Origin of the sequence: Rhizobium sp. RHZ02, from assembly GCF_014851575.1 — a bacterium.
Lineage (GTDB): Bacteria > Pseudomonadota > Alphaproteobacteria > Rhizobiales > Rhizobiaceae > Rhizobium > Rhizobium altiplani.
This window is the reverse complement of sequence record NZ_JACUZX010000019.1, coordinates 80,198-104,717: the sequence shown is the minus strand read 5'-3', so window position 1 is coordinate 104,717 and position 24,520 is coordinate 80,198. Positions and strand designations below refer to the sequence as shown.

At 58.5% G+C, this 24,520-nt stretch carries 24 protein-coding genes and 2 pseudogenes; 10 read left to right on the top strand and 16 right to left on the bottom strand.

The annotated features are described in order from the left end of the window. Positions 1-10: 10 nt before the first annotated feature. The 6 genes from IB244_RS22760 to IB244_RS22735 all read right to left on the bottom strand — a co-directional run bounded on the left by IB244_RS22760 (position 11) and on the right by IB244_RS22735 (position 6,336). On the bottom strand, positions 11-1,069 hold the full coding sequence (locus IB244_RS22760) for a dienelactone hydrolase family protein (protein ID WP_192305657.1): 1,059 nt from the start codon (positions 1,067-1,069) through the stop codon (positions 11-13). A gap of 60 nt (positions 1,070-1,129) precedes the next feature. Further along, positions 1,130-1,888 (bottom strand): ABC transporter ATP-binding protein, encoded by a 759-nt coding sequence (locus tag IB244_RS22755; RefSeq protein ID WP_169681536.1) that lies wholly within the window; start codon positions 1,886-1,888, stop codon positions 1,130-1,132. Beyond that, the gene (locus IB244_RS22750) at positions 1,885-2,736 is read right to left on the bottom strand and encodes an ABC transporter ATP-binding protein (protein ID WP_169681538.1); all 852 of its coding nucleotides are present in this window, start codon (positions 2,734-2,736) and stop codon (positions 1,885-1,887) included. Before IB244_RS22750 ends, IB244_RS22755 begins: the two co-directional genes overlap by 4 nt. A 10-nt stretch (positions 2,737-2,746) precedes the next feature. Further along, a complete protein-coding gene (locus IB244_RS22745; RefSeq protein ID WP_169681760.1) occupies positions 2,747-3,589 on the bottom strand; it encodes an ABC transporter permease in 843 nt (280 codons plus the stop codon). A 67-nt stretch (positions 3,590-3,656) separates the two neighbouring features. Continuing rightward, positions 3,657-4,673 (bottom strand): ABC transporter permease, encoded by a 1,017-nt coding sequence (locus IB244_RS22740; protein ID WP_192241638.1) that lies wholly within the window; start codon positions 4,671-4,673, stop codon positions 3,657-3,659. 67 nt (positions 4,674-4,740) lie between these two features. Continuing rightward, positions 4,741-6,336 carry an ABC transporter substrate-binding protein gene (locus tag IB244_RS22735; protein WP_192305673.1) on the bottom strand — a complete coding sequence of 532 codons (1,596 nt, stop codon included), beginning with the start codon at positions 6,334-6,336 and terminating at the stop codon, positions 4,741-4,743. 190 nt (positions 6,337-6,526) lie between these two features. Here IB244_RS22735 and IB244_RS22730 point away from each other — a divergent pair. Both IB244_RS22730 and IB244_RS22725 read left to right on the top strand, forming a co-directional pair. Continuing rightward, positions 6,527-6,661 (top strand): annotated as a pseudogene (locus tag IB244_RS22730) (alpha/beta hydrolase); the annotation flags it as partial. Positions 6,662-6,726: 65 nt separating this feature from the next. Next, positions 6,727-7,107 carry a hypothetical protein gene (locus IB244_RS22725; protein WP_169681542.1) on the top strand — a complete coding sequence of 127 codons (381 nt, stop codon included), beginning with the start codon at positions 6,727-6,729 and terminating at the stop codon, positions 7,105-7,107. 161 nt (positions 7,108-7,268) lie between these two features. Here IB244_RS22725 and IB244_RS22720 read toward each other — a convergent pair whose 3' ends face one another. The 6 genes from IB244_RS22720 to IB244_RS22695 form a co-directional block, all read right to left on the bottom strand. Beyond that, on the bottom strand, positions 7,269-7,496 hold the full coding sequence (locus IB244_RS22720; protein ID WP_192305655.1) for a hypothetical protein: 228 nt from the start codon (positions 7,494-7,496) through the stop codon (positions 7,269-7,271). Between the two features lie 508 nt (positions 7,497-8,004). Continuing rightward, positions 8,005-8,619 carry a DJ-1/PfpI family protein gene (locus IB244_RS22715; RefSeq protein WP_018858163.1) on the bottom strand — a complete coding sequence of 205 codons (615 nt, stop codon included), beginning with the start codon at positions 8,617-8,619 and terminating at the stop codon, positions 8,005-8,007. Between the two features lie 58 nt (positions 8,620-8,677). Beyond that, on the bottom strand, positions 8,678-9,628 hold the full coding sequence (locus IB244_RS22710) for a substrate-binding domain-containing protein (RefSeq protein ID WP_037217502.1): 951 nt from the start codon (positions 9,626-9,628) through the stop codon (positions 8,678-8,680). A gap of 57 nt (positions 9,629-9,685) precedes the next feature. After that, a complete protein-coding gene (locus IB244_RS22705; protein WP_192305653.1) occupies positions 9,686-10,678 on the bottom strand; it encodes an ABC transporter permease in 993 nt (330 codons plus the stop codon). Continuing rightward, positions 10,675-12,255 (bottom strand): sugar ABC transporter ATP-binding protein, encoded by a 1,581-nt coding sequence (locus tag IB244_RS22700; RefSeq protein WP_210334310.1) that lies wholly within the window; start codon positions 12,253-12,255, stop codon positions 10,675-10,677. The genes IB244_RS22705 and IB244_RS22700 overlap by 4 nt, the downstream gene beginning before the upstream one ends. Positions 12,256-12,265: 10 nt before the next feature. Continuing rightward, positions 12,266-12,967 (bottom strand): GntR family transcriptional regulator, encoded by a 702-nt coding sequence (locus tag IB244_RS22695; protein WP_018858167.1) that lies wholly within the window; start codon positions 12,965-12,967, stop codon positions 12,266-12,268. An 89-nt stretch (positions 12,968-13,056) separates the two neighbouring features. Here IB244_RS22695 and IB244_RS22690 point away from each other — a divergent pair, with 89 nt between their 5' ends. The 7 genes and pseudogenes from IB244_RS22690 to IB244_RS32465 all read left to right on the top strand — a co-directional run. Further along, on the top strand, positions 13,057-14,091 hold the full coding sequence (locus tag IB244_RS22690; protein ID WP_083929876.1) for an Ldh family oxidoreductase: 1,035 nt from the start codon (positions 13,057-13,059) through the stop codon (positions 14,089-14,091). Continuing rightward, entirely contained in the window at positions 14,088-15,314 is a 1,227-nt protein-coding gene (locus tag IB244_RS22685; RefSeq protein WP_192305651.1) for an iron-containing alcohol dehydrogenase, read from the top strand. The genes IB244_RS22690 and IB244_RS22685 overlap by 4 nt, the downstream gene beginning before the upstream one ends. Positions 15,315-15,332: 18 nt before the next feature. Then, positions 15,333-16,820: an NAD-dependent succinate-semialdehyde dehydrogenase gene (locus IB244_RS22680; protein WP_169681554.1), complete on the top strand. Its 1,488-nt coding sequence runs from the start codon at positions 15,333-15,335 to the stop codon at positions 16,818-16,820. A gap of 14 nt (positions 16,821-16,834) precedes the next feature. Beyond that, positions 16,835-17,665 (top strand): alpha/beta hydrolase, encoded by an 831-nt coding sequence (locus IB244_RS22675; RefSeq protein WP_169681556.1) that lies wholly within the window; start codon positions 16,835-16,837, stop codon positions 17,663-17,665. A gap of 526 nt (positions 17,666-18,191) precedes the next feature. Then, a complete protein-coding gene (locus IB244_RS22670) occupies positions 18,192-19,238 on the top strand; it encodes a catalase family peroxidase (RefSeq protein WP_192305649.1) in 1,047 nt (348 codons plus the stop codon). Continuing rightward, a complete protein-coding gene (locus IB244_RS22665; protein WP_112658375.1) occupies positions 19,235-19,771 on the top strand; it encodes a cytochrome b in 537 nt (178 codons plus the stop codon). Before IB244_RS22670 ends, IB244_RS22665 begins: the two co-directional genes overlap by 4 nt. Before the next feature lie 72 nt (positions 19,772-19,843). Next, positions 19,844-19,972: pseudogene (locus tag IB244_RS32465) on the top strand (IS30 family transposase); the annotation flags it as partial. 197 nt (positions 19,973-20,169) lie between these two features. Here IB244_RS32465 and IB244_RS22660 read toward each other — a convergent pair. Beyond that, complete coding sequence (locus IB244_RS22660; RefSeq protein ID WP_192305647.1) at positions 20,170-20,595, bottom strand: pyridoxamine 5'-phosphate oxidase family protein; 426 nt, start codon at positions 20,593-20,595, stop codon at positions 20,170-20,172. 581 nt (positions 20,596-21,176) lie between these two features. Continuing rightward, the gene (locus IB244_RS22655; protein WP_192305645.1) at positions 21,177-22,178 is read right to left on the bottom strand and encodes a catalase family peroxidase; all 1,002 of its coding nucleotides are present in this window, start codon (positions 22,176-22,178) and stop codon (positions 21,177-21,179) included. A gap of 218 nt (positions 22,179-22,396) precedes the next feature. Between IB244_RS22655 and IB244_RS22650 the strand changes: the two genes are divergently transcribed. Beyond that, positions 22,397-22,636 carry a hexameric tyrosine-coordinated heme protein gene (locus IB244_RS22650; protein WP_018858175.1) on the top strand — a complete coding sequence of 80 codons (240 nt, stop codon included), beginning with the start codon at positions 22,397-22,399 and terminating at the stop codon, positions 22,634-22,636. A 71-nt stretch (positions 22,637-22,707) separates the two neighbouring features. On the opposite strand, the gene IB244_RS22645 is transcribed toward IB244_RS22650, so the two are convergent. Both IB244_RS22645 and IB244_RS22640 read right to left on the bottom strand, forming a co-directional pair. After that, positions 22,708-23,601 carry a helix-turn-helix domain-containing protein gene (locus IB244_RS22645; RefSeq protein WP_192305643.1) on the bottom strand — a complete coding sequence of 298 codons (894 nt, stop codon included), beginning with the start codon at positions 23,599-23,601 and terminating at the stop codon, positions 22,708-22,710. A gap of 9 nt (positions 23,602-23,610) precedes the next feature. After that, positions 23,611-24,507, bottom strand: a complete 897-nt coding sequence (locus IB244_RS22640) for a helix-turn-helix domain-containing protein (RefSeq protein ID WP_169681564.1) — start codon at positions 24,505-24,507, stop codon at positions 23,611-23,613. Between the last annotated feature and the right edge of the window lie 13 nt (positions 24,508-24,520).

The following is a 24,520-nucleotide window of genomic DNA, read 5'->3' as shown; positions in this document are numbered from 1 at the left end:
GCGTCGTTTGTCAGCCCCTTAGAGCCGCATCGAGCCAGTTGAGCGCAGCGTCCTGCTCTGGGATGGGAAACTCGTGGCCGCCTTGCCAGATGGTCGTTTTCAGATTTTGCATCCCCTTTCCGGCCGACCAGAGCTCACGCAGACGGCCAAACGCAGCCTCAACGACGGCTGGAGGGAAATGCCGGTCCTCGCGCCCGCTCAGAAAGTAGCCCGGCTTCGGCGCTGCAAGGCCGGCAAAGTCGGGATAGTCCAGCTTGCCTGCGATCTGTGGATGCAGCATGTAGAATGCCGATTGCCCGCGCAACTGGTTGCCGCCGGTTTGCATGAGCCCCTCCAAGGTGCCCATCCAGCCGATTGCACAGAAGGCCGCAATGTCGGCAGAAAGAGCTGCGACCTGCCAGGCGCGGTACCCGCCAAAGGAAAATCCGTAACTTGCCACGCGCTTCCGATCAACCGCTGGCAACTCGCCAAGAAATTTGGCGGCTGCGATATCCTCCATGGCAACGACTGAGGCGAGCGAGACGCCGAACTGCATCAGGTTGGCGGCAAGCGCCTGCTGCGCTTCGTACCCGTTACCGCAACGGCTTGACCAGCCGAGCGCATCGACGCTGAGAACGACATAGCCACGCCGCGCCGCCTCCTCTCCAGGGAAACGTCCCCCATAGAAACGATCTGCCCACGCCTGCGCTGCTTCCCGCGTCGGGCTATCTGACGGCGCAGGGGCTACCTTTTCCTTGCCGATATCAAAGGTCGCACCGTGATCATGCAACATCAGCAAGGCTGGTGCAGGTGTCTGTTGGTGTGGCAGAAGGAGAAGGGCCTCAGCCACCTCGCCATTGGAAAATCGAAGGCTCAGCCGTCTGCCGGCAAAAGACGAGCAATCCCATTGCGCAATCGTTTCCACCCGGTCGACATGGCATGCGTCAGGATCGATCGACTGCACGACATAGGCCAATGTCGAGGAACGCCACGTCGCGAAGTCGACTGAAGAGCCGCCAAACCTCAACGGAAATGCTGACGTGTCGCGATGCCGTCGAGCGATGGAAGCAAGATTGTCTCGATCGATCATTGGCCTTCATCCGTATTGCCCGGCGCTGCCAACCTCACGATTGCGCCGCTTGGCGCCAGCTCAAACGGCCTGGTCGTACTCGACACTGGCTCGGATCAATTCCCTTGCGTAGGGATCGGTCGCCCGCCCCGTCGAAAGGACCGCACGGTCCAGGATCTCGACGATGCGTCCATGCTGCATGACCGCCAGCCGATCGCACATATGGTCGATCACCGCGAGATCATGCGAGACGAGGAGATAGGTCAGCCCCTTGCGTGCTCTAAGCTCGGAGAGGAGGTTCAGCACTTCTGCCTGAACGGACACGTCGAGGGCCGAAGTTGGCTCGTCGAGCAGCAGGACGGAAGGATCGAGGATGAGTGCGCGTGCGATGGCGACGCGCTGGCGCTGCCCGCCGGAGAGCTCGTGCGGATAGCGCTGGAGAAAGGCGGGAGTGAGCCCGACCTCGATCAGCGCCTGTTCCATGCGTTCTTGATGGCGATCCATACGCTGAATACGCAAGGGCTCCTGAAGCGCGGTTTGGATCGACTGGCGCGGGTGAAGCGATCCGTAGGGGTCCTGGAAAACCATCTGGACGGTACGGCAGTATTCGTCCTGAGGCGTATCGCGGACGGCTTTGTTGTTGATGGCAATCCTACCATCCCACGCGTTCAGCAGGCGGGCGACACACCGCAGGACCGTCGACTTGCCCGAACCAGATTCTCCGACAAGCCCGAAGGACTCGCCCTTGTCGACGCTGAAGTTCACGCCCCCGAGAATGCGCTTTGCGTGAACGCCAAGGCCGAGCGAAATGGATAGATTCTCAATCTCGATCGCGCTCATGGTGTACCCTCAACTGTTGCGACTTTGATGGTCTGGCTGCGGCTCAAGACAGGCAGTGGGCGGCGGTCACCGCCGATGTGAGGCTGCGCTGCCAGCAATCCGCGTGTGTAGGGATGTTCCGCGTTCTTCAGGTCGCGCGCCTGCCGTTCCTCGACGAACTCGCCCGACCGCATCACCAGAACGCGGTCACAGAAATTTCGGACCAGGTTGAGGTCATGGCTGATCATGATCAGCCCAATGCCCTTACTGATCACCAGGTCATTGAGGATCTTCAGCACCTGCATGCGCACCGTGACATCGAGCGCTGAGGTCGGCTCATCGGCGATGATCAGCTCAGGCTCGGGGATCAACATCATCGCGATCATGATGCGCTGCCCCATTCCGCCCGAGACCTCGTGCGGATAAAGACCGAACACCCGCTCAGGATCACGAATCTGCACCGCCTCCAGCATTTCAAGCGTGCGTTGCTTGGCCGCGCCGCGTGAGGCGCCACTGTGTATGCGATAGGCTTCCGCAACCTGATCGCCGACCCGGTGGACTGGATTGAGAGAGAATTTCGGGTCCTGCAAGATCATCGACATACGGCGTCCGCGGACCTGCAACATCTCTTTCTCGCGGCAGGTCAGCAGATCGGTTTCACCGAATTGCATCCGCTCAGCTGTAATTTTGGCCGTCGGCAGAAGCTTCAGTAGCGCCCGACCGATGGTGGATTTTCCCGATCCGGATTCACCAACGATACCCAGCCTCTCTTGCCCGAGCGAGAACGAGATTCCCTTGACAACCGGGTTGTCACCTTTGCGGCCGCGATAGCTGACATGTAGATCGCGGACATCGAGGAGATTGGCCATGTGACGTTCCTCACTTCTGCTTCGGGTCGAGCACGTCGCGAAGACCGTCGCCCAACAGGTTGAAAGCAAGACTGACAAGCAGGATCGCGCCGCCTGGAAACGCAACGAGCCACCAGTTGTCCAGCATGTAGCGCCGGCCCGTCGCCATCATCGCACCCCATTCGGGCAAGGGCGGCTGCGCGCCAAGTCCGAGGAAGCCGAGGCCAGCAGCAGTGAGGATCACCGTCGCCATGCTCAAGGTAATGCGGACGAGGACCGAGGGCAGACACATGGGCATGATCGACTTTACGATAATTCGCAGTGGCGAGGCTCCTTGCATGCGCGAGGCAGCGATATAGTCCGCCCCGCGAAAGGTCAGCGTCTCGGCTCGTGCCAGACGGGCAATCGGTGGCCAGGCAGTAAGCGCTATGGCGATGATCGCATTCTCCAGGCCCGCGCCCAATGCCGCGACAAAGGCAAGCGCCAGGATCAGGCTCGGAAACGACAGGAAGATATCGGTAATGCGCATCATCACCGTATCGCACCACCCGCCGAAGTATCCGGCTGTCGTTCCAACCAGAAGTCCGACCGGGCCAACGATGATAGACACGATGAAAATGAATGTCAGGCTGATCCGGCTTCCATAGACGAGACGGCTGTAGACGTCCCTTCCCAGTTCGTCCGTTCCGAACCAATGAAGGCTGCTCGGTCGGCCGAGAGCGTTGCCGAGGTCGACGACATTGGGGTCATGGCTGGCGAGAACGGGAGCAAGCAGCGCAGTCAACAGCAGTATCGCGACGACGATGACGCCGAAGGCAGCTGTTGGGTTCGCCAGCAACTCGCCGATGACCGCGGCGAACCGTCTGGCCGCCATGACAACAGGTCCGTTGCGACGCTCAGTCAAAACAAGATTGCTCATTTCAAGATGTCCTGGTGCCATGTCACCGCGTCCTTGGATCAAAGATCTTGTAGAGTGCGTCTGAAAGCAGGTTCAGCGCGATGAAGATAACGCCCACAAGCAGCACGCAGGTCATGACCGCGTTCATATCGCCGATGAGCATGTTGTTGGTGATGTATTGTCCAAAGCCCGGCCAGGAGAAGACCGTCTCAATCAGCACCGCCCCTTCGAGCAGGCTGCCATATGCCAAGGCAACGATGGTGACGAGCTGAACCCGGATATTGGCAAAGGCGTGATGCCAGATCGTCCGGCCCTTCGACAATCCCTTCACTCGCGCCGTCGTAACATACTCCTGCCCAAGCTGGTCGAGCATGAAACTTCGCGTCATCCTGGTGATGTAAGCCATCGACGAGTAACCGAGAATGCTGGCGGGCAGGATGAGATGGTTGAGCGCATCGCCGAAGACCTCCCAGTCGCCAGCGATCGCCGCGTCAATGAGCATGAAGCCGGTCGTCTCCGGCACAAGGCCGATATAGTAGTCGGAAATCCGCCCGCCGCCGCCCACGAGCCCAAGCATCGCGTAGAAAATAATGAGGCCGATCATGCCCGTCCAGAAGATCGGCATTGAATGCCCGATCAGCGTCAGGAAGCGGATGATGTGATCGGCTGGCCGATTACGATTGATCGCCGCGAAAATACCGAGAGGTATCCCGAAACCAGCCCCACAAAGAATGGCGAAGGTGGCAAGTTCAATCGTAGCCGGCATGACATGAGCAATGTCGCTGATGACCGGTTGCCCCGTGCGGATAGAAACTCCGAAGTCGCCGCGCACCACGTCCCCGACGTAGCGGATGAACTGTGTATGAAGCGGCAGATTGACCCCCAACCGCTCTGCGACCAACTCGTAGGTGGCGCGATCCGCCTCCTCCCCGACGATCGCTCTCACCGGATCCACCGGCATCAGACGACCGATGCAAAACGTCAGGATGAGGAGGCCGAGCAAGGTCACCATAATGGTGCCGGCCTGCCGCGCGGTGGCAAAGATGCGATCATGGCTCATTGCTGGATCTTTCATAGTCACAAAATGGCATGTGCGACGGGACACACCCGTCGCACGTGTTGGCGGCCTAGCGTTCCTTGGTGACCGTACGCAATTGCGTCGACCACGACGGATTAAGCGCCAGCCCTTTGATATCGGCGCGCACGCCCACGGTATCCACCACCTCGGAGAAAGGCTGGATCGCCGGTACGAGGTCGGCATAATACGCCTGGATATCGCCGTAGAGTTTAGTCTGAGCAGTCTTGTCGGCTTCAACCTGTGCAGCATCGATCATGCTGTTCAGCTTCTCGTCGAAAAACGACGTGCGCCAACCCTGGAAGTTCGTCAGCTTTGCCTCATCCGAATTGTTCGGGTTGTAGGCGATAGCGCGCAGATTGGAGTCGGGATGCGGCAACTGTCCGCCGCCGCCGCGACCGACAAGCAACTCGAATTTGCGTTCGCGCATCGCGCCATAAATCTGATCGCCGGACCCGGTGATGACTTCGGCCTTGATGCCTGCCTGCGCAAGTGTTGCCTGGAGAGCCGTTGCGAGGTTCAAGAACGGCGCGTCCGAAATACCGCGGAGCGTCGTCAAAAAACCGTTCGGATAGCCTGCTTCGGCCAGCAGCGCCTTCGCCTTCTCGACATCGAGCTTGTAGCCGGCATCAGGCAATGCACCGAAGATGCCGCTCGGGATCGGCCGATCGCGTAGCTTGCCGAAATAAGGCAGGACAGTCTTGTCGAGACCCTGATAGTCGATCAGATAGCGAAGCGCCTCTCGAACCTTCGGGTTCTTGAACTTCTCATCCTTCATCGACACCGCAAGGTAATAGAAGCCACTGCCACCGATTGTTTCGATCTTTACGTCCTTGTTGGCTTCCAGCGACTTGAGATCGGCGGCCGACATCGAGAAGGCAATGTCGATATCGCCCTTCTCCAGCATCAGGCGCTGGCTCTGCGATTCAGCCAGATGACGCATGATGATGCGGCGCATCGCCGGCTTGTCGCCCCAGTATTTGTCGTTGCGATCAAGAACGACGCGCTCGTTCGAGCGCCATTCACCAAGCACGAATGGTCCCGACCCCGCTGAATGCGTCGTCAGCCAGGCGGCACCCTTGTCACCGTCCTTTTCATTTTCCGTGACAGTCTTGCTGTCATAGATCGATCCCGGGCCAACGATGCCCAGCGTCATGATGATAAGTTCCGGGTCAACCTTCTTGGGAAGCGTGATGACCACGGTCTTGACGTCCGGAGCGGTGAAGCTTGCCTCGGCGTTGTCGGCAGTAAACCCATGGGTCTTCAAAAACGACGCCTGGGCCAGGTTCAGTGACATCAGCCGCTTCAACGACCAGACGACGTCCTCGGACGTGACGGAGTTGCCGGAAGCAAAGGTCGCCCCGTCTCGCAAGGTGAAGGTAATCTTCGACTTGTCATCGCTGACGACCCAGCTCTCCGCGAGTTGAGGTGTGACCTCGGACCTGTTGACAGGATCGAGTGAAACCAGGTTGTCGTATATGTTGGCGAGAACCTGGACCGTCTCCTTGCCGGTAATGGCCGCCGGATCCAATGTCAGGATATTGTTCATCGAGAAGCCGACAACAAGCATGTTTGGCGGCGTTTCGGCACGGAGCGGTGCGCTCCAGCATGCTGCGCCGATAACCGCTGCAGCAATCATTGCCTTCATGTGATACATCGAAAATCCTCCTTTGCCGACTCCCGATCGACTGGTGATACTATCTGTCATCATATCTCATTAGTCAAGTTGTATGATATGCCCACACAGCAGCGATCCGTATTTTCGCAAGCGGGCGGCAATTGCCCTGACGGTCAGAAACACCTCCCGATAGCAAGAGCGCATGGAGAGCAACTCGCGGGCAAGTTCCGTGCCGCGTGCAGTCGACCTGCTCAAGAACGGGTCGCTGAAGACCTATCCGGGCTACCCCCATGGCATGCTGACCACACATGCAGATGTCCTCAACCCCGACCTGCTCTCGTTCATCAGGTCTTGACCACTCGACCGGACCGCGGCCTTCACCCCACGTCGGCCGCGCGATCTGTCACCCGGCAGTGCCGGGTGACACCTGTCGCCATCGACATGCCAGCATGGCTGGCGTTGCTGTCGTCTTTGAGTTTTATGGCGCTCAACTCAATGGCAGCTTTTGGGACACTGACCATAGACCTGCTCGGTGCCGCCGTTGTTGATGACTGCATCGTTGGTCGCGTCTGCCCAGATCCGGTGAATGTTGCATCCGAGGCTAATTTCCTGGCGATGGCGGCCGCGATGGCGCGCCGAACGAGAAGAGTGATATGTCCCTCGATCGTAGCCTTCGAAGGAGGATTGATTAGGCCGTCGCTTCTGAACCTGCCGTTACATCTGATGGCGGTGCAGTCGAAGTTTCGTTACGAACCTTTGGTTTCTCAAAACGACCAGCAAATGCGAACAAAGACAGGATGAGCCGCTTGATCGAGAGGTGCCGGGAAATGCACCGCGACTCCGAGAGCCCGGCTGTAATGTGGCCAAGATCAAAGCTCAGTTAGCCTTGGAAACGTCGCCGGCTTCAAGGCATCAGCTATCATATCTCCTAAAAGCCGATGCAAGCTGTGCGGTGCTCATGTTCATATGCAAGCAGCTGGCGATGTCGCAGATGCCACTGTTGTTTCCGTCCACAATGGCGGAGCCAAACGCGAGGCAAAGACTCCGTTGTTGTGGCGCGCTTCAGTGATGATATCGACAAAACTCACGGGACCTCCGTTGTCGCGAATATCTAGCCATTTGTCCCCGACAGCGGTCCTTTGGCCGCCACGGACGACCAATTCATTCCTCTTGAAGTCTTCGTCGCTCATGCTCGACTTCCTAGAGTGTGAGGGCGATATTCCACTTGAAGTAGATTGCTTGCCCAGGCGCCAGACGAAATCCCATTTCCTGCGGGATCACCGATCGGACGACTTTTCTCCTTCATTGCGCATAGTCGCCTAGCCGCCTACTGGCGAGCCACCCGAAGGAGGCCCCGAATTACTCGGCCTCAATGGATGCGTTTGACGGCTGGATGAGCCCACGACCCTTTTCACCGCTGGGCCAGGTCCCACATGGAGCGACAGCCGCCTTTGGACGCGTTTACCAGTGGCGCGTTGACGCGAAAATTCGAGAAATAATGTCGAGTTGTCAATTGGCCAGCGGCTTGCGCGATGAACGGAGAAGCGGCCGTGAACCTTAGCTCGACAGATCCCATGCAGACCGCAGTGTGCATCACCCCTTCAAGCTTGGCCGCAAACGCAGGGTGCATCGGAAGCAGTGAAACTTCTGGTTTGGGGCCGCCGAGTGACGGCGACCCTAATGGAGAGGTCGCAGGAGTTACGCTGCCTGTGCAACATCATCCCGGTGGTGAATCTCTGTTCCGAGCACTTTCAGGCATTCCCGGATAAATGCGGCGAGCGCCGTCCATCCCTTTGCGGATACCATCGTGCCGTCAACGTAGGCCTCGGTCGGCGAAAGGTCGATATAGGTACCGCCTGCGAGTGTGACTTCCGGCTCGCAAGCGCCGAGCGCACCGACTTTCTTCCCGCGCACGACGCCGTCGACCGCAATAAGAATCTGCACGCCATGGCAGATCGTGAAGATCGGCTTCTGCTTCTCGTGGAAATGACGGACGATGGCCTGCACACGTTTGTCGGTGCGGATGTATTCCGGACCGCGGCCACCGGCAGCATAAACGGCGTGATATTGGTCTAGCTGCACCTCCGCCTCTGAGAATGTCTTGTTGATGGTGAAGAAGTGCCCGAGCTTCTCGGTATAGGTTTGATCGCCTTCGAAGTCATGAAGCGAGGTCTTGATGAGATCTCCGGCTTTCTTGTCGGGGCAGATGACGTGGACCGTATGGCCAACTGCTTCCATCGCCTGCTGGAAAACGTAGATCTCGTACTCTTCGGTGAATTCACCGGTCAGCATCAGTATCTTCTTGCCTGGCATGATTTACTCCTCTTTGTTCATGCGGCGGGGTGGCTCCTTGCCACCCCTGTTTCTATGATTAGAACGGCGAGTCCGGGAAGTAATACTCCTTCGCATTCGCCTGAGTGATGAGAGGCGCGTCGAGCTTGACGTTTCCTCTGGTGGGAGCCTGTCCGACCAAGTTGGCGACCGTCATGTAGATCGCGGTCTTGATCATCGCTGGCGGGTATGGCGTTTCGACCGGGGTCATGGCGTCTCCGTCGATGACCTTCTTGACGATGTCCTTCATGCCATTGCCGCCGAGTGCCAGCTTGATATCCTTGCGCCCGGATTCCTTGACCGCTTCGAGCACCCCAAGCAGCATGTCGTCGTCGTTTGCCCATACGGCGTCGATCTGAGGGTATTTGGCCAGATAGTCCTGCATCAGCTTGAAGGCTTCATCACTGTTCCAGTTCGCATACTGGATGTCGAGTACCTTGAGGTCAGTGCCCTTGATGGCGTCCTGGAATCCTTGAATGCGCTCGTCATCGATCACTGTCGGAATTCCCCGCAACACGACGAGGTTCCCCTTGCCGCCCAGCTTGTCGATCATGAATTTTGCAGTGTTGCGTCCGACGGCGATGTTATCGCCAGCCAGGTATAGGTCCTGGATCGTTGGATCGTTCAGGCCCCGGTCGACGACCGTGATGAAGGTTCCCGCATCCTTTACCGCCTTGACGGGGGTCGTCAGTTCCTCGGACGTGTAAGGCAAGATCACCAGAGCATCGAGTTTGCGTCCGGCCGACAGATCCTCAAGCGCGCTCACCTGCGCCGTTGCCGAAGGCGAGGTCTTTACCACCACCTCCACGTCCGGAAACGCGGCATTGATTTCCTTTGCTGCGGCCTGCGCGTGATAGACGATGCCTGCCGTCCAACCGTGGTCGGCAGCCGGGATCGACACTGCCACCACTTTCTTGTCGGCGCCGAATGCGTGACCCGCGAGCAGCACCGTGCTTGCGGCGAGTGCCACAACCCATTTCCTCTTCAACATTCATTCCTCCCAGAATAGGACCGACAAAATTCATTCGCCGCGCGGTCCGGACGCGGATTATTTCGAGAACCTCTGAATGAGCATCGCGATGATGATGATCACGCCCTGGACGCCCGCCACCAGGTATTCGGAAACGAAGTCGGACAGCACCATCAGGTTGGCGATGAGTTCAAGGATGACCGCTCCGGCGACCGTGCCCCAGACGTGACCCTTGCCGCCGCGGAGTGCGGTTCCGCCGATGACAACTGCCGTGATGACTTGGAGCTCCCAGAGAACGCCAGTCGTCGGGGTGGCCGCGCCAAGACGCGGCACGTAGCAGATCGCGGCGATCGCAACGCAGGCACCCTGGATGGCGTAGGCGATCGTGCGGGTCTTGATTATCGATATGCCGGAATAGCGGGCAACGTCCTCGTTGGCCCCGACCGCGGCGCATTTGCGCCCGTACTTCATCTTGTAGAGAATGAACGAGGCGACGACAGCGACGGCAATCGAGATCAGGATCGGCAACGGGATGCCCGCGACGGTGCCAAAGTACACGGGGCGGTACGCGTCGCGGAGGGTGCGATCGATCGGGATCGTGCCGCCGTCGGACATGTACGTGATCAGTGCCCTGAAGATGCCCATTGTTCCGAGCGTCGCGATGAACGGCTCGATCTTGCCGACAGTCACAATAATACCGTTCATCAATCCGCAGAGGAGACCCACGGCAATCGCCACCACCATCCCGGCCGGGATTGCCGAAACACCCCAGTCGGGTGCCATCCGGTTCATGAACATGATCGTGATCCCGGTGATGAATGCGGCCATGGAGCCCACGGAGAGATCAAGGCCCCCCGACGAGATGACGAAGGTTGCGCCGACCGCGATGATCGCAATGAAGGCGCTGCGGGTGATGACGTTGCCGAGATTGGTCGCGGAGAGGAAATCCGGATTGACCGCAAAACCGATTGCCAGCAATGCGATCAGAGCCATAAATGGTCCCACATCCGCCCATCCGATATTCCATTCCCGCTCCGGTTTGACCGAGGTCGAACCCGTAATAACAGTCATCTGTTTCCTCCCTCGCCTTTTCCCGGAGCAGCGTCGCTTATCGCCAGAAGCGCGACGTTGTGCTCCGTCATTTCGTCTCCTGAGACCTCCCCCGCGATGCGCCCTTCCCGCATCACAAGAATTCGATCGCAGATCCCGATCAGTTCCTGCATTTCGGAAGAGATCACGACGCACGCCTTCCCCTGAGCCACGAGCCGCTGGATGAATGCGTAGATCTGCGCCTTGTTGGCGATATCGATGCCACGCGTCGGCTCGTCGATGACGACGACCGAGGGCGCGGTCAACAATACCTTCGCAAGCAGGAGCTTTTGTTGATTGCCACCGGATAGCTGTCCTGCTTTCACCCCCAGACTCTTCAATCGGATGTCGTATTGATCGATGGCCTGTGTCAGAGCGGTCTGTTCGCGGCGTCGCCGCATCAACAAACCGGGATGAAACCGTTGAAGCGCGGACAGGGTGAGGTTGGGTGCAAGCCGCTCCTGGAGGAGAAGTCCTTTTCCCTTCCGGTCTTCGGTCAAGTAACCGATCCCGGCGTCGATCGCCGCCCGCGGCGAATGAATGTTGATCGACTTGCCTTCGAGTTCGACTTCGCCAGTTGCCGGTCTCAACCCCATGATCCCTTCGAATAGCTCCGTCCGGCCTGCCCCGATCATTCCGGCGAAGCCGAGAATCTCGGATTTGCGAACGTCGAAGGTGATTTCCTTTGCAAAACCCGGAACTGACAGGTTGCGGACTGAAAGCATCTTTTCACCAGCGGCCGCGGGTGACTTTTCCGGATAGAGCGCCGCGAGGTCGCGTCCGACCATCAGACGCGCCATGTCCAACTGACTGAGACTGTGGCCCGGGTGCGTGCCGACCAGCTTGCCGTCGCGCAGCACCGTTACCTTGTCTGCAATTCGCTGCACCTCGTCGAGACGGTGGCTGATATAGAGGACAGCAATCTCCTGCGCCTTGAGTTGCAAGATGATCGAGAGCAATCGCTCGACCTCGTCCCCCGTAAGGACGGCTGTCGGTTCGTCGAAGATCACCAGCCTATGATCATCCAGCAGCGCCCGAGCGATCTGGACAAGCTGGCGGTCGGCAAGCGAGATGTTTCGCACCAGCGCATTGGGGGAAACCATGCTTCCGAGTTCGGCCAGCTTCTCAGCGGCGAGACGGCGCATCGTCCGGTCGTCAACGACTCCGTTGCGCATCAATTCGCGGCCGAGGAACAGGTTTTCCGCGACAGTCAGGGCATCGGCAAGCAGAATTTCCTGATGGACCAGAACAATACCAGCCTGCTGGGCCTGCTCAGGCCCGACAAAACGGACCACGCCCTTGTCCATGCTCAGCGAACCTGCGGTAGGTTCGGCGTAGCCGGACAGAAGCCGCATGAAAGTCGATTTGCCGGCACCGTTCTCGCCGATGATCGCGTGAATCTCGCCGGGAAGGATGTCCAGTGTCACATCCGAAAGAACCGTGACCTGGCCATACTCCTTGGAAAGGTTTTCGGCACGCAACACCGGCTGACGTGCGAGGTCATCGGCCTGAACCACGGGCGCTCTTCCATCTCTCTGAATGCTGACAACGCTCGACATCGCAGATTCCTCAATCGAAAGCTGGGAGCAGCCTGTCCCGCGAATGCTCAAGGTGGACGCGCATCGCCTTCTCGGCGGCGGAAGCGTCGCCTGCAGCGAATGCCGTCAGTAACGCTTCGTGTTCGTCGAGAGCCTCCTCGGTCACCCGTGAGTGGAACATCAGACGGAAGATATGGAAATGCGTGTGCTGGTGATTGAGCGTCTCGCGGATGAGCTCGTTGCCCGCATATTCGAGGATACGGTCGTGGAACATTGCGTCCTGGCGCGCGAAGGTCGAATAGCGAAGGCGCTCATCGGTGCCATCACGTCGCCCCATCACTCCGGCTGCTTCGCGAAGCGTTGCAAGCTTTTCATCGTCCATCGCGAGGGCCGCTCTGGCTGCGCTGTCCGGCTCAAGCAGAAGACGCAGCTGATAAAGCTCGTCGAAGCGGCGTCGGGCGATCTGGGGAGCCGCGCTGTAACCGATTAGGTGGGTCTTGACTACCAGTCCCTCCCCTTCCAGCCGCCCAAGCGCTTCGCGGATGGGCGTCTGCGAGACATTCAGTTCGCGCACCAGATTATCGACATTGATCCTTGCGCCTGGGGGAATCTTCAAAGCCATCAATTGGGCGAAGATTGCCTCATAGACGCTTCCCGCAAGACTATTGGCCCTCGGGATGAACGCGCCCGTGTCCGGCGCATCGTTAACGATCGTGGGTGTTCTATTCTGCATCATCTATTGCCTCTTGACAGAACCAATCGCTAACACGATGCTCGCCGATATTCAATACTATATCCTATAGGATTTTATTTGGAGCTGTCGTGAGAGTAAAGAGGGAGATAGCGGCGGACCTGGTGAGGAACCTTCTCGAGGAAAAAGGGACCCCTCGTTCATACGCTTTGCAGCAAACCGACGTTCTCGTCGAAGCAGAGTTGAGAGGTCATCCATCGCATGGCCTTCAAAGGCTGCCGAGGATTCTTCAGAGAATTGGCAATGGTCTCATCGATCCAAGCACCCAAGGGAAATCACACTGGCGAACGCCGTCATTCCTGAAGATCGACGGGCTGCGCGGACTGGGGCCAGTGGTCGCTCTCCAGGCATGCACCATGCTCTCTGAACGAGCTTCTTCGACAGGCGTCGCCGTTGCTGGCATCAGGAACTCAAACCACCTGGGGATGCTCGCCTATTACGTAGAGCACCTCGCGAAAGAAGGCATCATCGGGATCGCGCTATCTTCGAGCGAGGCACTTGTCCACCCATATGGCGGGACAACGCCCCTCCTCGGCACCAATCCCCTTGCGATTGCCGTGCCGACTGCGGACCGACCGCTTGTCGTCGATCTCGCGACCTCTGTGGTTTCAATGGGGAAGATCCATCACCATGCGGCAAACGGATGCGCGATCCCGGAGGGTTGGGCACGCGACAGCGACGGAGAAATGACGACCGACGCCGCCGCTGCAATGAACGGGTCGATCGCTCCGTTCGGCGACGCCAAGGGATACGCTCTTGGTATGGCACTTGAATTGCTGGTGGCCTCGATTGCGGACTCATCGACTGCGCCTGACGTCCGGGGAACGCTGGATGCCGATGCCATCTGCAACAAGGGGGACGTGTTGATTGCCATCGACGCCGGCAAGCAGCCCGACCTCCTCGCTTGCTTCAGTACCTACCTCGATCGCATCCGGAAATCGCGTCCAGCCGAGCCCACACGACCAGTAACGGTCCCTGGCGACGGCACCTGGTCGCGCCGCCAGCAGGCGCTCTGCGACGGAATCGAGATTCCTGGAAGGCTTTGGGACGAACTTAACGCCCTTTCCCGCTCAAACGAAGCACTTGTCAAAGGACATGCACAATGACCCTTTTCGCCGCCATTCGGCTTCCCCAGGAAATTCTCTTCGGCAAGGGACAACGTCATGCCCTCCCGCACATTGCCGCGAAGCTGGGCAAGCGTGCGTTGCTATGCACTGACGAGCGGTTCGCTGCTACGCCCGTCTTCGCGGATATCGTGAAGGCGCTCGAGGCCGCCTCGATCACAGTACTGATCCACGATGGTGTCCAGCCGGACGTTCCCATCGAGACAGTTTCCGTCTGTGTGGAGGAAGCACGAACCTTTCACCCGGACATGGTGATTGGCATTGGTGGAGGAAGCTGTCTGGACATGGCAAAGTGTGCCGCCTTGCTCCTTAGCCATGGCGGGCAGTTGAAGGACTACTACGGCGAGTACAAGGTGCCCGGCCCGACGCTTCCGATCATCGCTGTGCCGACGACGGCAGGGACGGGGTCCGAAGTCACGCCCGTCGCTGTCATTTCCGATTCCGAACGCACGCTCAAGGTTGGGATATCCAGTCCCTATCTGATCGCCACGACCGCCATCTGCGATCCCGAACTTACGATGACCTGCCCGCCCGGACTGACGGCGGTTGCGGGGGCCGACGCCCTCACCCACGCAATCGAGGCCTTCACCGCGGCGCGACGCGGTACCGATCCGCTGCTTGCTCAGAACCATGTATTCATCGGAAAGAGCGCTCTTACCGATCATTTCGCGTTGCTGGCGATCAAGCTTCTCGGCCGCAGCCTGGAGAGGGCCTGCAAGAATGGCTCCGATGAAGACGCACGGGCCGATGTCATGATGGGTGCGTTGGCGGCCGGATGTGCCTTTGGGACTGCAGGGACCGCTGCGGCTCACGCGATCCAATATCCGGCCGGAGCGCTGACCCACACAGCACACGGTCTCGGTGTCGCTACCATGATGCCCTATGTGATGAATTACAACAGATCCGTGTCCGCTGCCGAGATGGCCGAAATCGGCACCGCACTCGGCCTCGACAACGCGAACGGTAGCGACGAAGAACTTGCAGTCGCCGCTATCGAAGAGATCCGCAGGCTGTTTGCAACAATAGGCATTACACGGACGCTCGCGGATCTGGGCCTTGCTGCCGACAAGCTGGACTGGACCGCTGAACAGGCCTTCGGCATCGACAGGCTCATCAAAAACAATCCGCGGTCTTTTGACCTCGACGCCATGAAGCGTCTCGTCAGAGCGGCCTACGAAGGCGATCTCGTCGCATCCGCCAACTAAGAGAATCGGGGAAGCATCATGACCATTGCCCAACACATACCTCAAGTCGACCACCAACTGCCGGATCTCACGGCGACCGCACGCGGCCTCTACATCGATGGAGCCTGGCAGCCATCTCGGTCCGGTCGGACAATCGACGTCGTGAACCCTTCGACGGGCGAGGTTCTCGCCACCGTGCCGGATGCCACGATCGAGGATGCCCGCGCCAGTGTCGAAGCTGCATCCACTGCAGCGCCGGGATGGCGGGCTACGCCCCCACGCAAGCGCTCCGAGATCCTGCGCCGGTGCTTCGAGCTTATGATCGAGCGCTCCGAGATGCTGGCGACACTGATCTCGCTGGAAAATGGCAAGGCGTTGCGCGACGCGCGTGGTGAGGTCGCCTACGCAGCCGAGTTCTTCCGCTGGAATGCGGAAGAAGCTGTCCGCATTACGGGCGAGTTCGGCATAGCGCCATCAGGCACCAATCGCATCATCGTCGACTACCAGCCAATTGGCATCTGCCTGCTGATCACGCCGTGGAATTTTCCGGCGGCGATGGCTACCCGGAAGATCGCGCCTGCGCTTGCTGCTGGTTGCACCGTGATACTGAAGCCCGCCAGCGAAACACCGCTGACTGCTTACGCATTGGCTGCAATCTATGAGGAGGCCGGGGTGCCGAACGGTGTCGTAAACGTACTGACGACGACCAACCCCGGACCATTAACGGCAGAGGTTCTCGCGGATCCACGTGTCAGAAAGCTCTCTTTTACAGGATCGACTGGTGTCGGTCGCGGCCTCTTGGCCGAGGCTGCGAAGAACGTCATCTCCTGCTCCATGGAGTTGGGCGGCAACGCACCTTTCGTGGTGTTCGACGACGCAGACCTGGAAGCGGCCCTTGACGGTGCGATGATCGCCAAGATGCGAAACGCCGGCGAAGCCTGCACCGCGGCGAACCGCTTCTACGTCCAGTCGGGGATATACGATGCATTTGCCGAAGGCCTCACAAGGCGCATGGGCGCGCTCATTATGGGGTCGGGAGTTTCCGGGGACACCGAATGCGGTCCAATGATCACCCGCAAGGCGGTCGACAAGATCGCACGCCTCGTGGACGATGCAAAGGTCCGAGGAGCCCGTGTACTCTGTGGCGGCGACGCCCCGGCAGGTGACGGCTATTTCTATCCTCCGACTGTTCTGGCGGATGTACCATTTGAGTCAGAGATGGCCTCAGAGGAAATCTTCGGTCCGGTCGCGCCGCTCTATCGCTTCGAAACCGAGGAAGAAGCCGTCCGGAGAGCCAATGACACGGAACACGGCCTGGCTGCCTACGTCTATACGCGCGACCTTGCACGCGGGCTGCGGGTCTCCGACGGCATCGAGGCTGGGATGATTGCTTTAAACCGTGGTCTTGTATCCGATCCTGCAGCCCCGTTTGGCGGTGTGAAGCAAAGCGGCCTTGGCCGCGAGGGTGGTCAGCATCATGGCATTGCCGAATTCATGGAAGCGAAATATATCGCAACAAGTTTCTGAGCTGGGGAGCAATCGTGGAAACGGACCCATTTCGCATACGTGATCATGTTGCGCACTTCGACAGCATTGTCAGCGAGATCGTGAAAGCGAGTGAAAGAACTCGCGAAACTCTATCAATGACTGGGAACGTCGTCTATGGCGACGGTCCCTCCGAAAGCTTGGATATCTTCTATCCGGAAGGGACACGAAAGAACCTTCCGGTCCACATGTTCATCCATGGGGGCTATTGGCGGATGTTCTCCAAGCGCGACTATTCCTGTGTTGCAAACACCATCACCCAGGCAGGCGCGATCGCGGTCATCGTCGACTATGCATTAATGCCTGCCTACAGGATGGAGGTCCTTGTCGACCAAGTCGTACGCGCCAAACGATGGGTGATTGACCGCATCGCAGAGTATGGAGGCGACCCCTCGACACTAACGGTGAGCGGGCATTCGGCTGGCGCACACCTCGCAAGCTTCCTATTTCATGGGAGTACCATCCCCTCCGGCATCGAAGGTGCGTTCTTGCTCGGTGGCCTTTACGACCTCGCTCCATTGCAGCGGTCGTTTCTTCAAAACGAGATTGCGCTATCGGATGAAGAGGTGGCGCGCTTCACACCTCTCTCTCACCACCACGACCCGCACTGCCGCGTTATCCTAGCGGTTGGCGCAAAAGAGACAGATCCTTTTCATGCGCAATCTAATGCGTTTCTGTCTACCTTGCGAGGGCAAGGGCTCCCGGCAGTCCGGAAGATCCTGGCAGCTCGGAACCACATGGACTCAGTTCGCGACCTCGGTGTCCCTGGCTCTGAGGCTGGAGATCTTCTCGCCCGATTAGTGACTGGCGAGCCGTGCCCCGCCTGAAGCTTCGATGCTTCGATGCTTCGATGCTTCGATGCTTCGGTCCATGCTTGCAACGCGCGTGAACATCAAGGCGCTCATCAATGTTGCCTGATAATGGCGCGAATCCGGATTTGCCCGCTTGATCCTCGAAAAAGGAAGGAGCCATGAAAGCGACCAATACCGTTCTCGCGAGCCGCCCCAGCGGCACGCCGACCTGATTGCCGACCGGGGCTCACCAATACGCTCATCCGTGCTGACAGCGTGGTACTGCGAGTGGAGAGCGAGTTCACCTGTCGAATGACTTGAGGCGCTCAGCTCCATCCAACATCGATCACAGCACGGATTCGCCACCTCTTCCAGGTACCCCATCCCGGCCATTGAGGATGCGTTTCCCGTTATGAAGTCCGATTTGACCGCGCTCAACAACAATGCCATCCTCCGTGGCCCAAGAACAGGAGAAGCGCTGAAACCCGCGTCGTCGCCTGTCGACGCACTAGCTTTGATTTCCTAGCATCGCAGAGAAACTGCTAAAGACGGAGAGGCTTGTATGCCGGGCTCGCAGCGTTCCGCTCTCGGATCCTTGATGCTGATTGCCGCGGTGGTCGGTTTCAGCGTCGGCGCCTTTGCCTACACTGCCGGATGGCTTTCGCCCGGCCGCCTTTCTTCAACAGAACTTGTCAGCGCCCTGGCGCCTCCAGGCGGACCCGCGCTGGGACATCGGCGGAATCACGCAAAGGGCGTCTGCTTCACTGGCACCTTTGAATCGAATGGGACCGCCGTGGCGCTTTCGAAGGCAACGGTATTCACCGCAGGACACTACCCCGTTCTCGGGCGCTTCAACTTGGCAACTCCTGATCCGAACGCCGCTGATCCGACGGTGCGGGTGCGGGGCGTCGGCGTGCAAATCTCAGCGCCTGACAACAGCGTCTGGCGCATGGCACTAATTGACCCACCCGTCTTCGCGGTCTCGACGCCTCACGGGTTCTACGACCTGCTCGAGGCCTCGAAGAGTAAGGATCCCGAAGCGATGAAAGGCTTCGTGGCAGCACATCCAGAATTTACTGCGTTTGGCGAGTGGGCAACCACGGCTCCCTGGACGGCCAGCTACGCGGAGGTGACTTTTAACAGTCTCAATGCATTCATATTCACGGATGCTGCGGGTACAAAGAACGCAGTGCGTTGGTCATTGCGCCCAGAAACGCAGGCCGTGCCAATCTCCGGCGCGGATTTCACGAAACTCGGCCCCAATCATCTCGAAGAAGACATTACTGAGCGCGTTGCCAAATCGCCGCAGCGCTGGACACTCGTGCTGACAGTTGCCGACCCCTCAGATCCAACATCGGATCCGACGGGGGCCTGGCCGCCCGAGCGGCGTACTGTCGAAGCTGGAACGCTCGTGGTGCAGAAAATCGAGCCGGAGGTTGATGGTCCCTGCCGGGATATCAATTTTGACCCGACCATTTTGCCTGACGGTATCAAGGTTGGCGATGATCCGTTCCCGGCAGCCCGATCGGCAGCTTATGCAAGATCCTATGATCTGCGGACCAGTGAGGCGAACCACTATCCTCGAACAGCAGTGAGCGCAAAGCCATGACGGACATAAAAACACGCTTCTCCGCCGTTCAGCGTTTGCTGCATTGGCTGATGGCGATCGGAATTCTGGCCATGCTGTTCATCGGCGTCGGAATGGTCTCGACCATCGGACGGCAGTACGTACCGCTGCTGATAACCCACAAGACGCTGGGAATCGCCATTCTCGTTCTTGCCTTGGTTCGTCTTTTGGTGCGCTTCGTATCAGGCGCACCAGCACTGCCCGCAGACCTTCCCGAGCCGATGAGACTCGCTGCGCATCTCTCCCATGTTGGCTTGTACGCGCTGATGATCGGCATGCCCCTGATCGGCTGGGCCATGATGTCCGCAGCCGCCTATCCCATCGTGCTTTTTGGTGGGTTCCGCCTTCCGCCGATCCTACCGCAGAGCGCGAGCCTCCATACAATGCTGTGGAGCGCGCATTTCTATCTCGCCTTCGCGTTCTTTGCCCTCGTGATGGTGCATCTGGCGGCAGCGCTCTTCCATGGTCTAGTTCGACGCGATGGGGTCCTGCAAACGATGCTGTCTGGCAAGTAGGCTCGCTCCGATCGACGAGGTCGCCCTGCAAAAGGACTTCGTTCGTGAGGCCCGAAGGCCATTTTTCCGCCCGACCTGTCCGTACATAGCCAAGCCCAGCTCAATCCTATCGCCTGGCAGCTCAACGAACGTCCAAGAAAGACCTTGCTTTATCAGACGCCCGCGGAAAAATTTGCAGAATGTGTTGCGGCGATCAATTGAACCCACTACCCAAAGCAGCCGTTCCGAGAACGAAACGCGTCGCCGAGCCCACGATTCGCGAGCGTTGGGAGTGCCCGCATTTATCTTGATGATCGGGTTTGCTGAGCCTCCGCGATCCTCTAGGTTATCGTGCCCTCAAGGCCGGTGTCACGATTTTGCCGACGCCCTCGGACGGCGATCCGAAGCGGTTGCGTCTGTCAGAATTGAATCTCGATCAGCTCGGGAGGCTCCTTGTTGAAATCGGAATATCGAATCCACCGCGGCGTCGCTTTGAACATCTCGGCCCCTCTCTCGATGAACTCCCTTTCGGCCGGAACGCTGTTGAGATGGGCTTCCTGGTATTGTTCGATATCTGCGGCAGGAACCCTTGTGGCCTTACCCTCGTATTGAACCGTGATGTTGTCGTCCCATCCGACAACGAACGCGACGCCGGGACGCTCCGCAAGATTGTTGAACTTCCGGGTGTCTTTGAAAGTGTCGAACACGATCTCAAGATTGTCCCGCACCGAGAAGTCGACCGTAGCCGCCTCCGGCGTTCCATTGCCGTGGCATGTCGCAATGACCGCCAAAGTGTGCTTCCTCAGGAATTCAAGGATCATGCGTTTCGTATGATCTTCGTCCATTGCCTCATCCCTCAGTGAGTATTCACGACTTTTGTGCAGTCTCATTCGACAGCCCGCCGGCTTCACCGGAGTTTGGCCGCCAGCGCCGCGAGCTTGCGAGATATGCGTTCACCGCCCGATCCAGCGATTGATGCGTCCGTTCTAATCTCATGCCTTCCAGGACGATTAACACATTGCTCGCCCTCGTTCGATGGTCGTCAAGACCGTGACCTGGACCTCGAGCGGACTGATGGTGGTTTTGTTCCACTTCGTGCGCGCCTCAGCAGCACAAACTGCATGCAAGCGAGGAAATGGTTGCAGAGGTGCTCTCCCACGTCATCTGCCGGCAGGGTCCTGCCAGGAACATCATGAAGACGGTCAAGGTTCCAAAAGAACGCAAGATCGCCGACAGGACGTTGCTTCACTTGCACGGCTATGATCGCTCTTGCCGCAAAGCAGACACGTCGCCCTGCCCTTGCGCCCAAAATAATTATGGGCGCAGATGGGAACGGATGCGAAACGCGGCCCATCTGCGCCCGAAAAAAGCGCTTTGTTTTCAATGTTCGTGGCGCAACAGGGCGGCGGCCGGCAACTGGCGCTTCCTACTGCCGCTCTCCGAACGATATCGGATAGGTGTGGTTGCGAAACGTCAGCATGGGGTCAGCCGGTTCGATACCAGGGTGACTGGTACCCGGGAGGAAAAGCGTTTGCTTGTCGGCGACGGCCTTATCGCGCGGTAAGCCATCGAAGTTGAATGTGCCAAGCCTTACGAGGTTGCGGCTCTCCGGCCATGCAATAGACGGGTCTTCGATCTTGTCGCCATCTTCGGCCACCTGCGCATACCAATCGAACACGACCGGCTTCTTGGAAATCCTCGACACGATTTCCTCTTGGAGATAGTTCGGTCCCATCCTGTTGAGTTCCTCGGGATTCAAGTAGTGCTCTCCGGCTTTCGGCACAAATCGATAGCGCACAAACGCCGACTTTCCGTCACCATTGGTAAATTTGAATGAGTTGATCCCAAAGAAGGTCGCAGTTGCGTAGGATGCGGGGGACGTGAGTGTCTCGACAAAATGCTTAGAGATTGGATGGCTATCGAGGAACTTTTCCAACGGCGTCGGATGTTCCACGCCCGGACCGCTCGCGGCTACCAAACGTAGAAAGTTGGCGAATTCGTCACTCGTCGCGACGACGAATCCGTTGTGTTGATCGGTGGCGAAATCAAACTCAGTCCCGTCCTTGGCCTTGATTTTGATCGCTAGGCCGGTTGGTGCCGCGCCATTCGCCGTATCTGGAATGTCGGGCACGCCGGCAAAAAGGGAGAAACGCGCAACGACGGGGAGTTTTCCTTCGGAGAACACCGAAGCTTTCGTGAGTTTACTCGCGTCCCTGGTCGGCGTGAATGTACCAACGACCATCACGCCCTTGGTGTGCACCGCCCGTTCGTGGTGCGCACCAAATGTCCCGTGGAGTGTGCTTATGAGGTCCTGCGGCGTTTCCTTCTGCCCGTCCGCCCAGGCGGCCGACGTTATCATGGCGGCCCAAAAGACTGATGCCGCCAGGCAACGTTTGATCCGGAAATTGGCGGAAGTGAGGTTCGACATGCGATTGCTCCTTTTCGCTATATTCACCACGCAATTTTGCCCGAGACGCCACAATCCGGATTTTCCGCAACTGTCATTCTTTTCCAAATCGGGCCATCAAATTGAACATTCAGGTGCAGTACGGAATGGCCGGATAGTGCAAGCAGCGGCGCCACCGTCCAATACCTGCCAACCTGAGTGAACTATCCTGCAACGGCAAAAGATCCTGGGAGGCATCCGTGAAAGAGTTCGCTGCATCACTTGAAACCGCAACGCCCCGCGAAGGCGTCGATCTGGCCGCCAGGCTTGCATGGGAAATGGTGAGGAAGGTCCAGCCTTCGAAGAGCATACGGGACCGGCTGGTGGTGATCTACGAGGACGATGCCGAAACCATTTTAATGGCCTGCCAAATCATTGCGATGAACTTTCAAGCCATCGCTGCGGCGAACAACTATTGGCACGATCGACCCATTGCATAGAGCGGAGAGGAGGCAAACAAAGAGCAAATTGAATCCGTACGAAAGTGCAAAAGAGCGACCGGTAGTGGTAGTCAGTGGACACCACGCGGGTCGGTCCCGACTTTTCGGATGAAATCGCCGACGAAGTCGGAAACTTGCTCATAACCAAGGAGCGCGGCCACTTCTCCGGCTTCGTAGCCGCGGACCAACAGGCGCTTCGCACGCTCAATCCTGAGGTCGTCCCTCCAGGAGTGAACGGAGCCGCCGACGGTTTCCTCGAAGGCGGACACAAATTCTAGTGGCGACATGCCGCACTCATCCGAAAGTTCCTCCAGCCTGAGGTCACCGTCCAGATGTTCTGAGAGCTTTTCCTGTGCTCTTGAGACCTCTCCGTCCGACAAGGTCTTGCGCCGCGTCGCTTTTTGTCGAAACGCACATGCGTGATGGCGCACTGCGTGGGCGGTTGCAGCAACTGTCAGATGGTCGACAAACAACTGATTGGCGAGACCAGGGGAACGGAACGCCGGAAGTATGGCACGGACCAGATTATGCATGACGGGGTCCTGCACGCCAACGCCCGGGTTGTGATTGAAAGCGTCGACCGACGGAATTCCTTCCTTATCGGTGATAGCCGTCAATGCTGTCCGGGGCACATAGAAGCTAATGTGGTTAAAAGCGCTTATACTATTGGCCACCGGAGACGAGCGCAGATCGTAAAAGCTCGTTGTCCCCACAGGCAGAAACGCGGTTTTCATTTGCTTGCCATCAAGGAACAGGTCGTGAGCGGGAACGTCGCGCAACTGTACGGTCATGAGGAACGCGTCCTCGACTGCGATCGGCTCGCTCAGGCCCGTGTTTGCCTTATCACAACGGATTTCCGTGATGGCGATCCGGGCGTTCTTCAAGGTTTTGGCGACAAGGGATGGCGCGCGGGCGACTTTGAAAGTCTTTCTCAACCGCTCACCGTAAGCACCGGTCTCTTCCATATCGTTCTCCTAAGCGCGCCTGCGCCACGCGCCGGGCGAGATGCCGACAATGCGGGAAAAGGTGCGGGTGAAATGACTTTGGTCTGCGAAACCGCAGGCGAGTGCAATGTCGGAAATCGGCAATCCGGTATCCCGAAGCAGCTCCTTTGCCCGATCGCAACGCCGCACCACCATCCAGTGATGCGCGGGCATTCCCGTAGATTGCTTGAAGGCGCGCGCGAAATGGCGAGGCGACAGTCCGCAGTGCGATGCAAGTTCCGCGAGGGAAATCTCTCCCGTAAGATTGGCGTCGATGATTTCCTTCGCGCGCCGTTCATTCTTCGCGGAGAGACCTCCAGCGACAGCCCGCGCAATCACGTGCAGACCGCCGTAACGGTGGGCGATATGATTGGCGACGGCAAGCGTCGTGTGATCGAGGAAGAGTTGGCTCGCATATTCGGGATTTGCAAAAGCGGGCATCAGGGTTGTGCTAAGGGCGGCGATGACCGGATCATCAGCGGGCTTGTCAGACCGCATCTCCAGCTCTCCAAATCGCTTGCCATGTTCCTCCGCTATCATATCCATGGCGCTTTTCGGCAGGTAGTACATCATGCAATTCGAAGTTTCGCCGATGAAGGACGTTGGGTCTTCACGCAGATCGTAGAAGGATGTTTGGCCGCCGAAAAAGGGAAGCCTGCCGGTACCCTTGCCGTTGATCCAAAGCTCGTGCTCGATGCAGTCTTCGATCTGATACGCCACCAGATAGGCATCTTCGGGCGGGATCGATGACGTCAGGCTAGGTTTCCGACACTTAATGTGTGTGACTGCCACTTCCGATCGCTTCAGCGTCTTGGTCACGATGGCCGGAGCGTCGTCCAGGTGAAAGTGGTCTCCGAGACTTTGTCCATAAACTCCCTGACTGCGCATCTCAGTTTCCTCG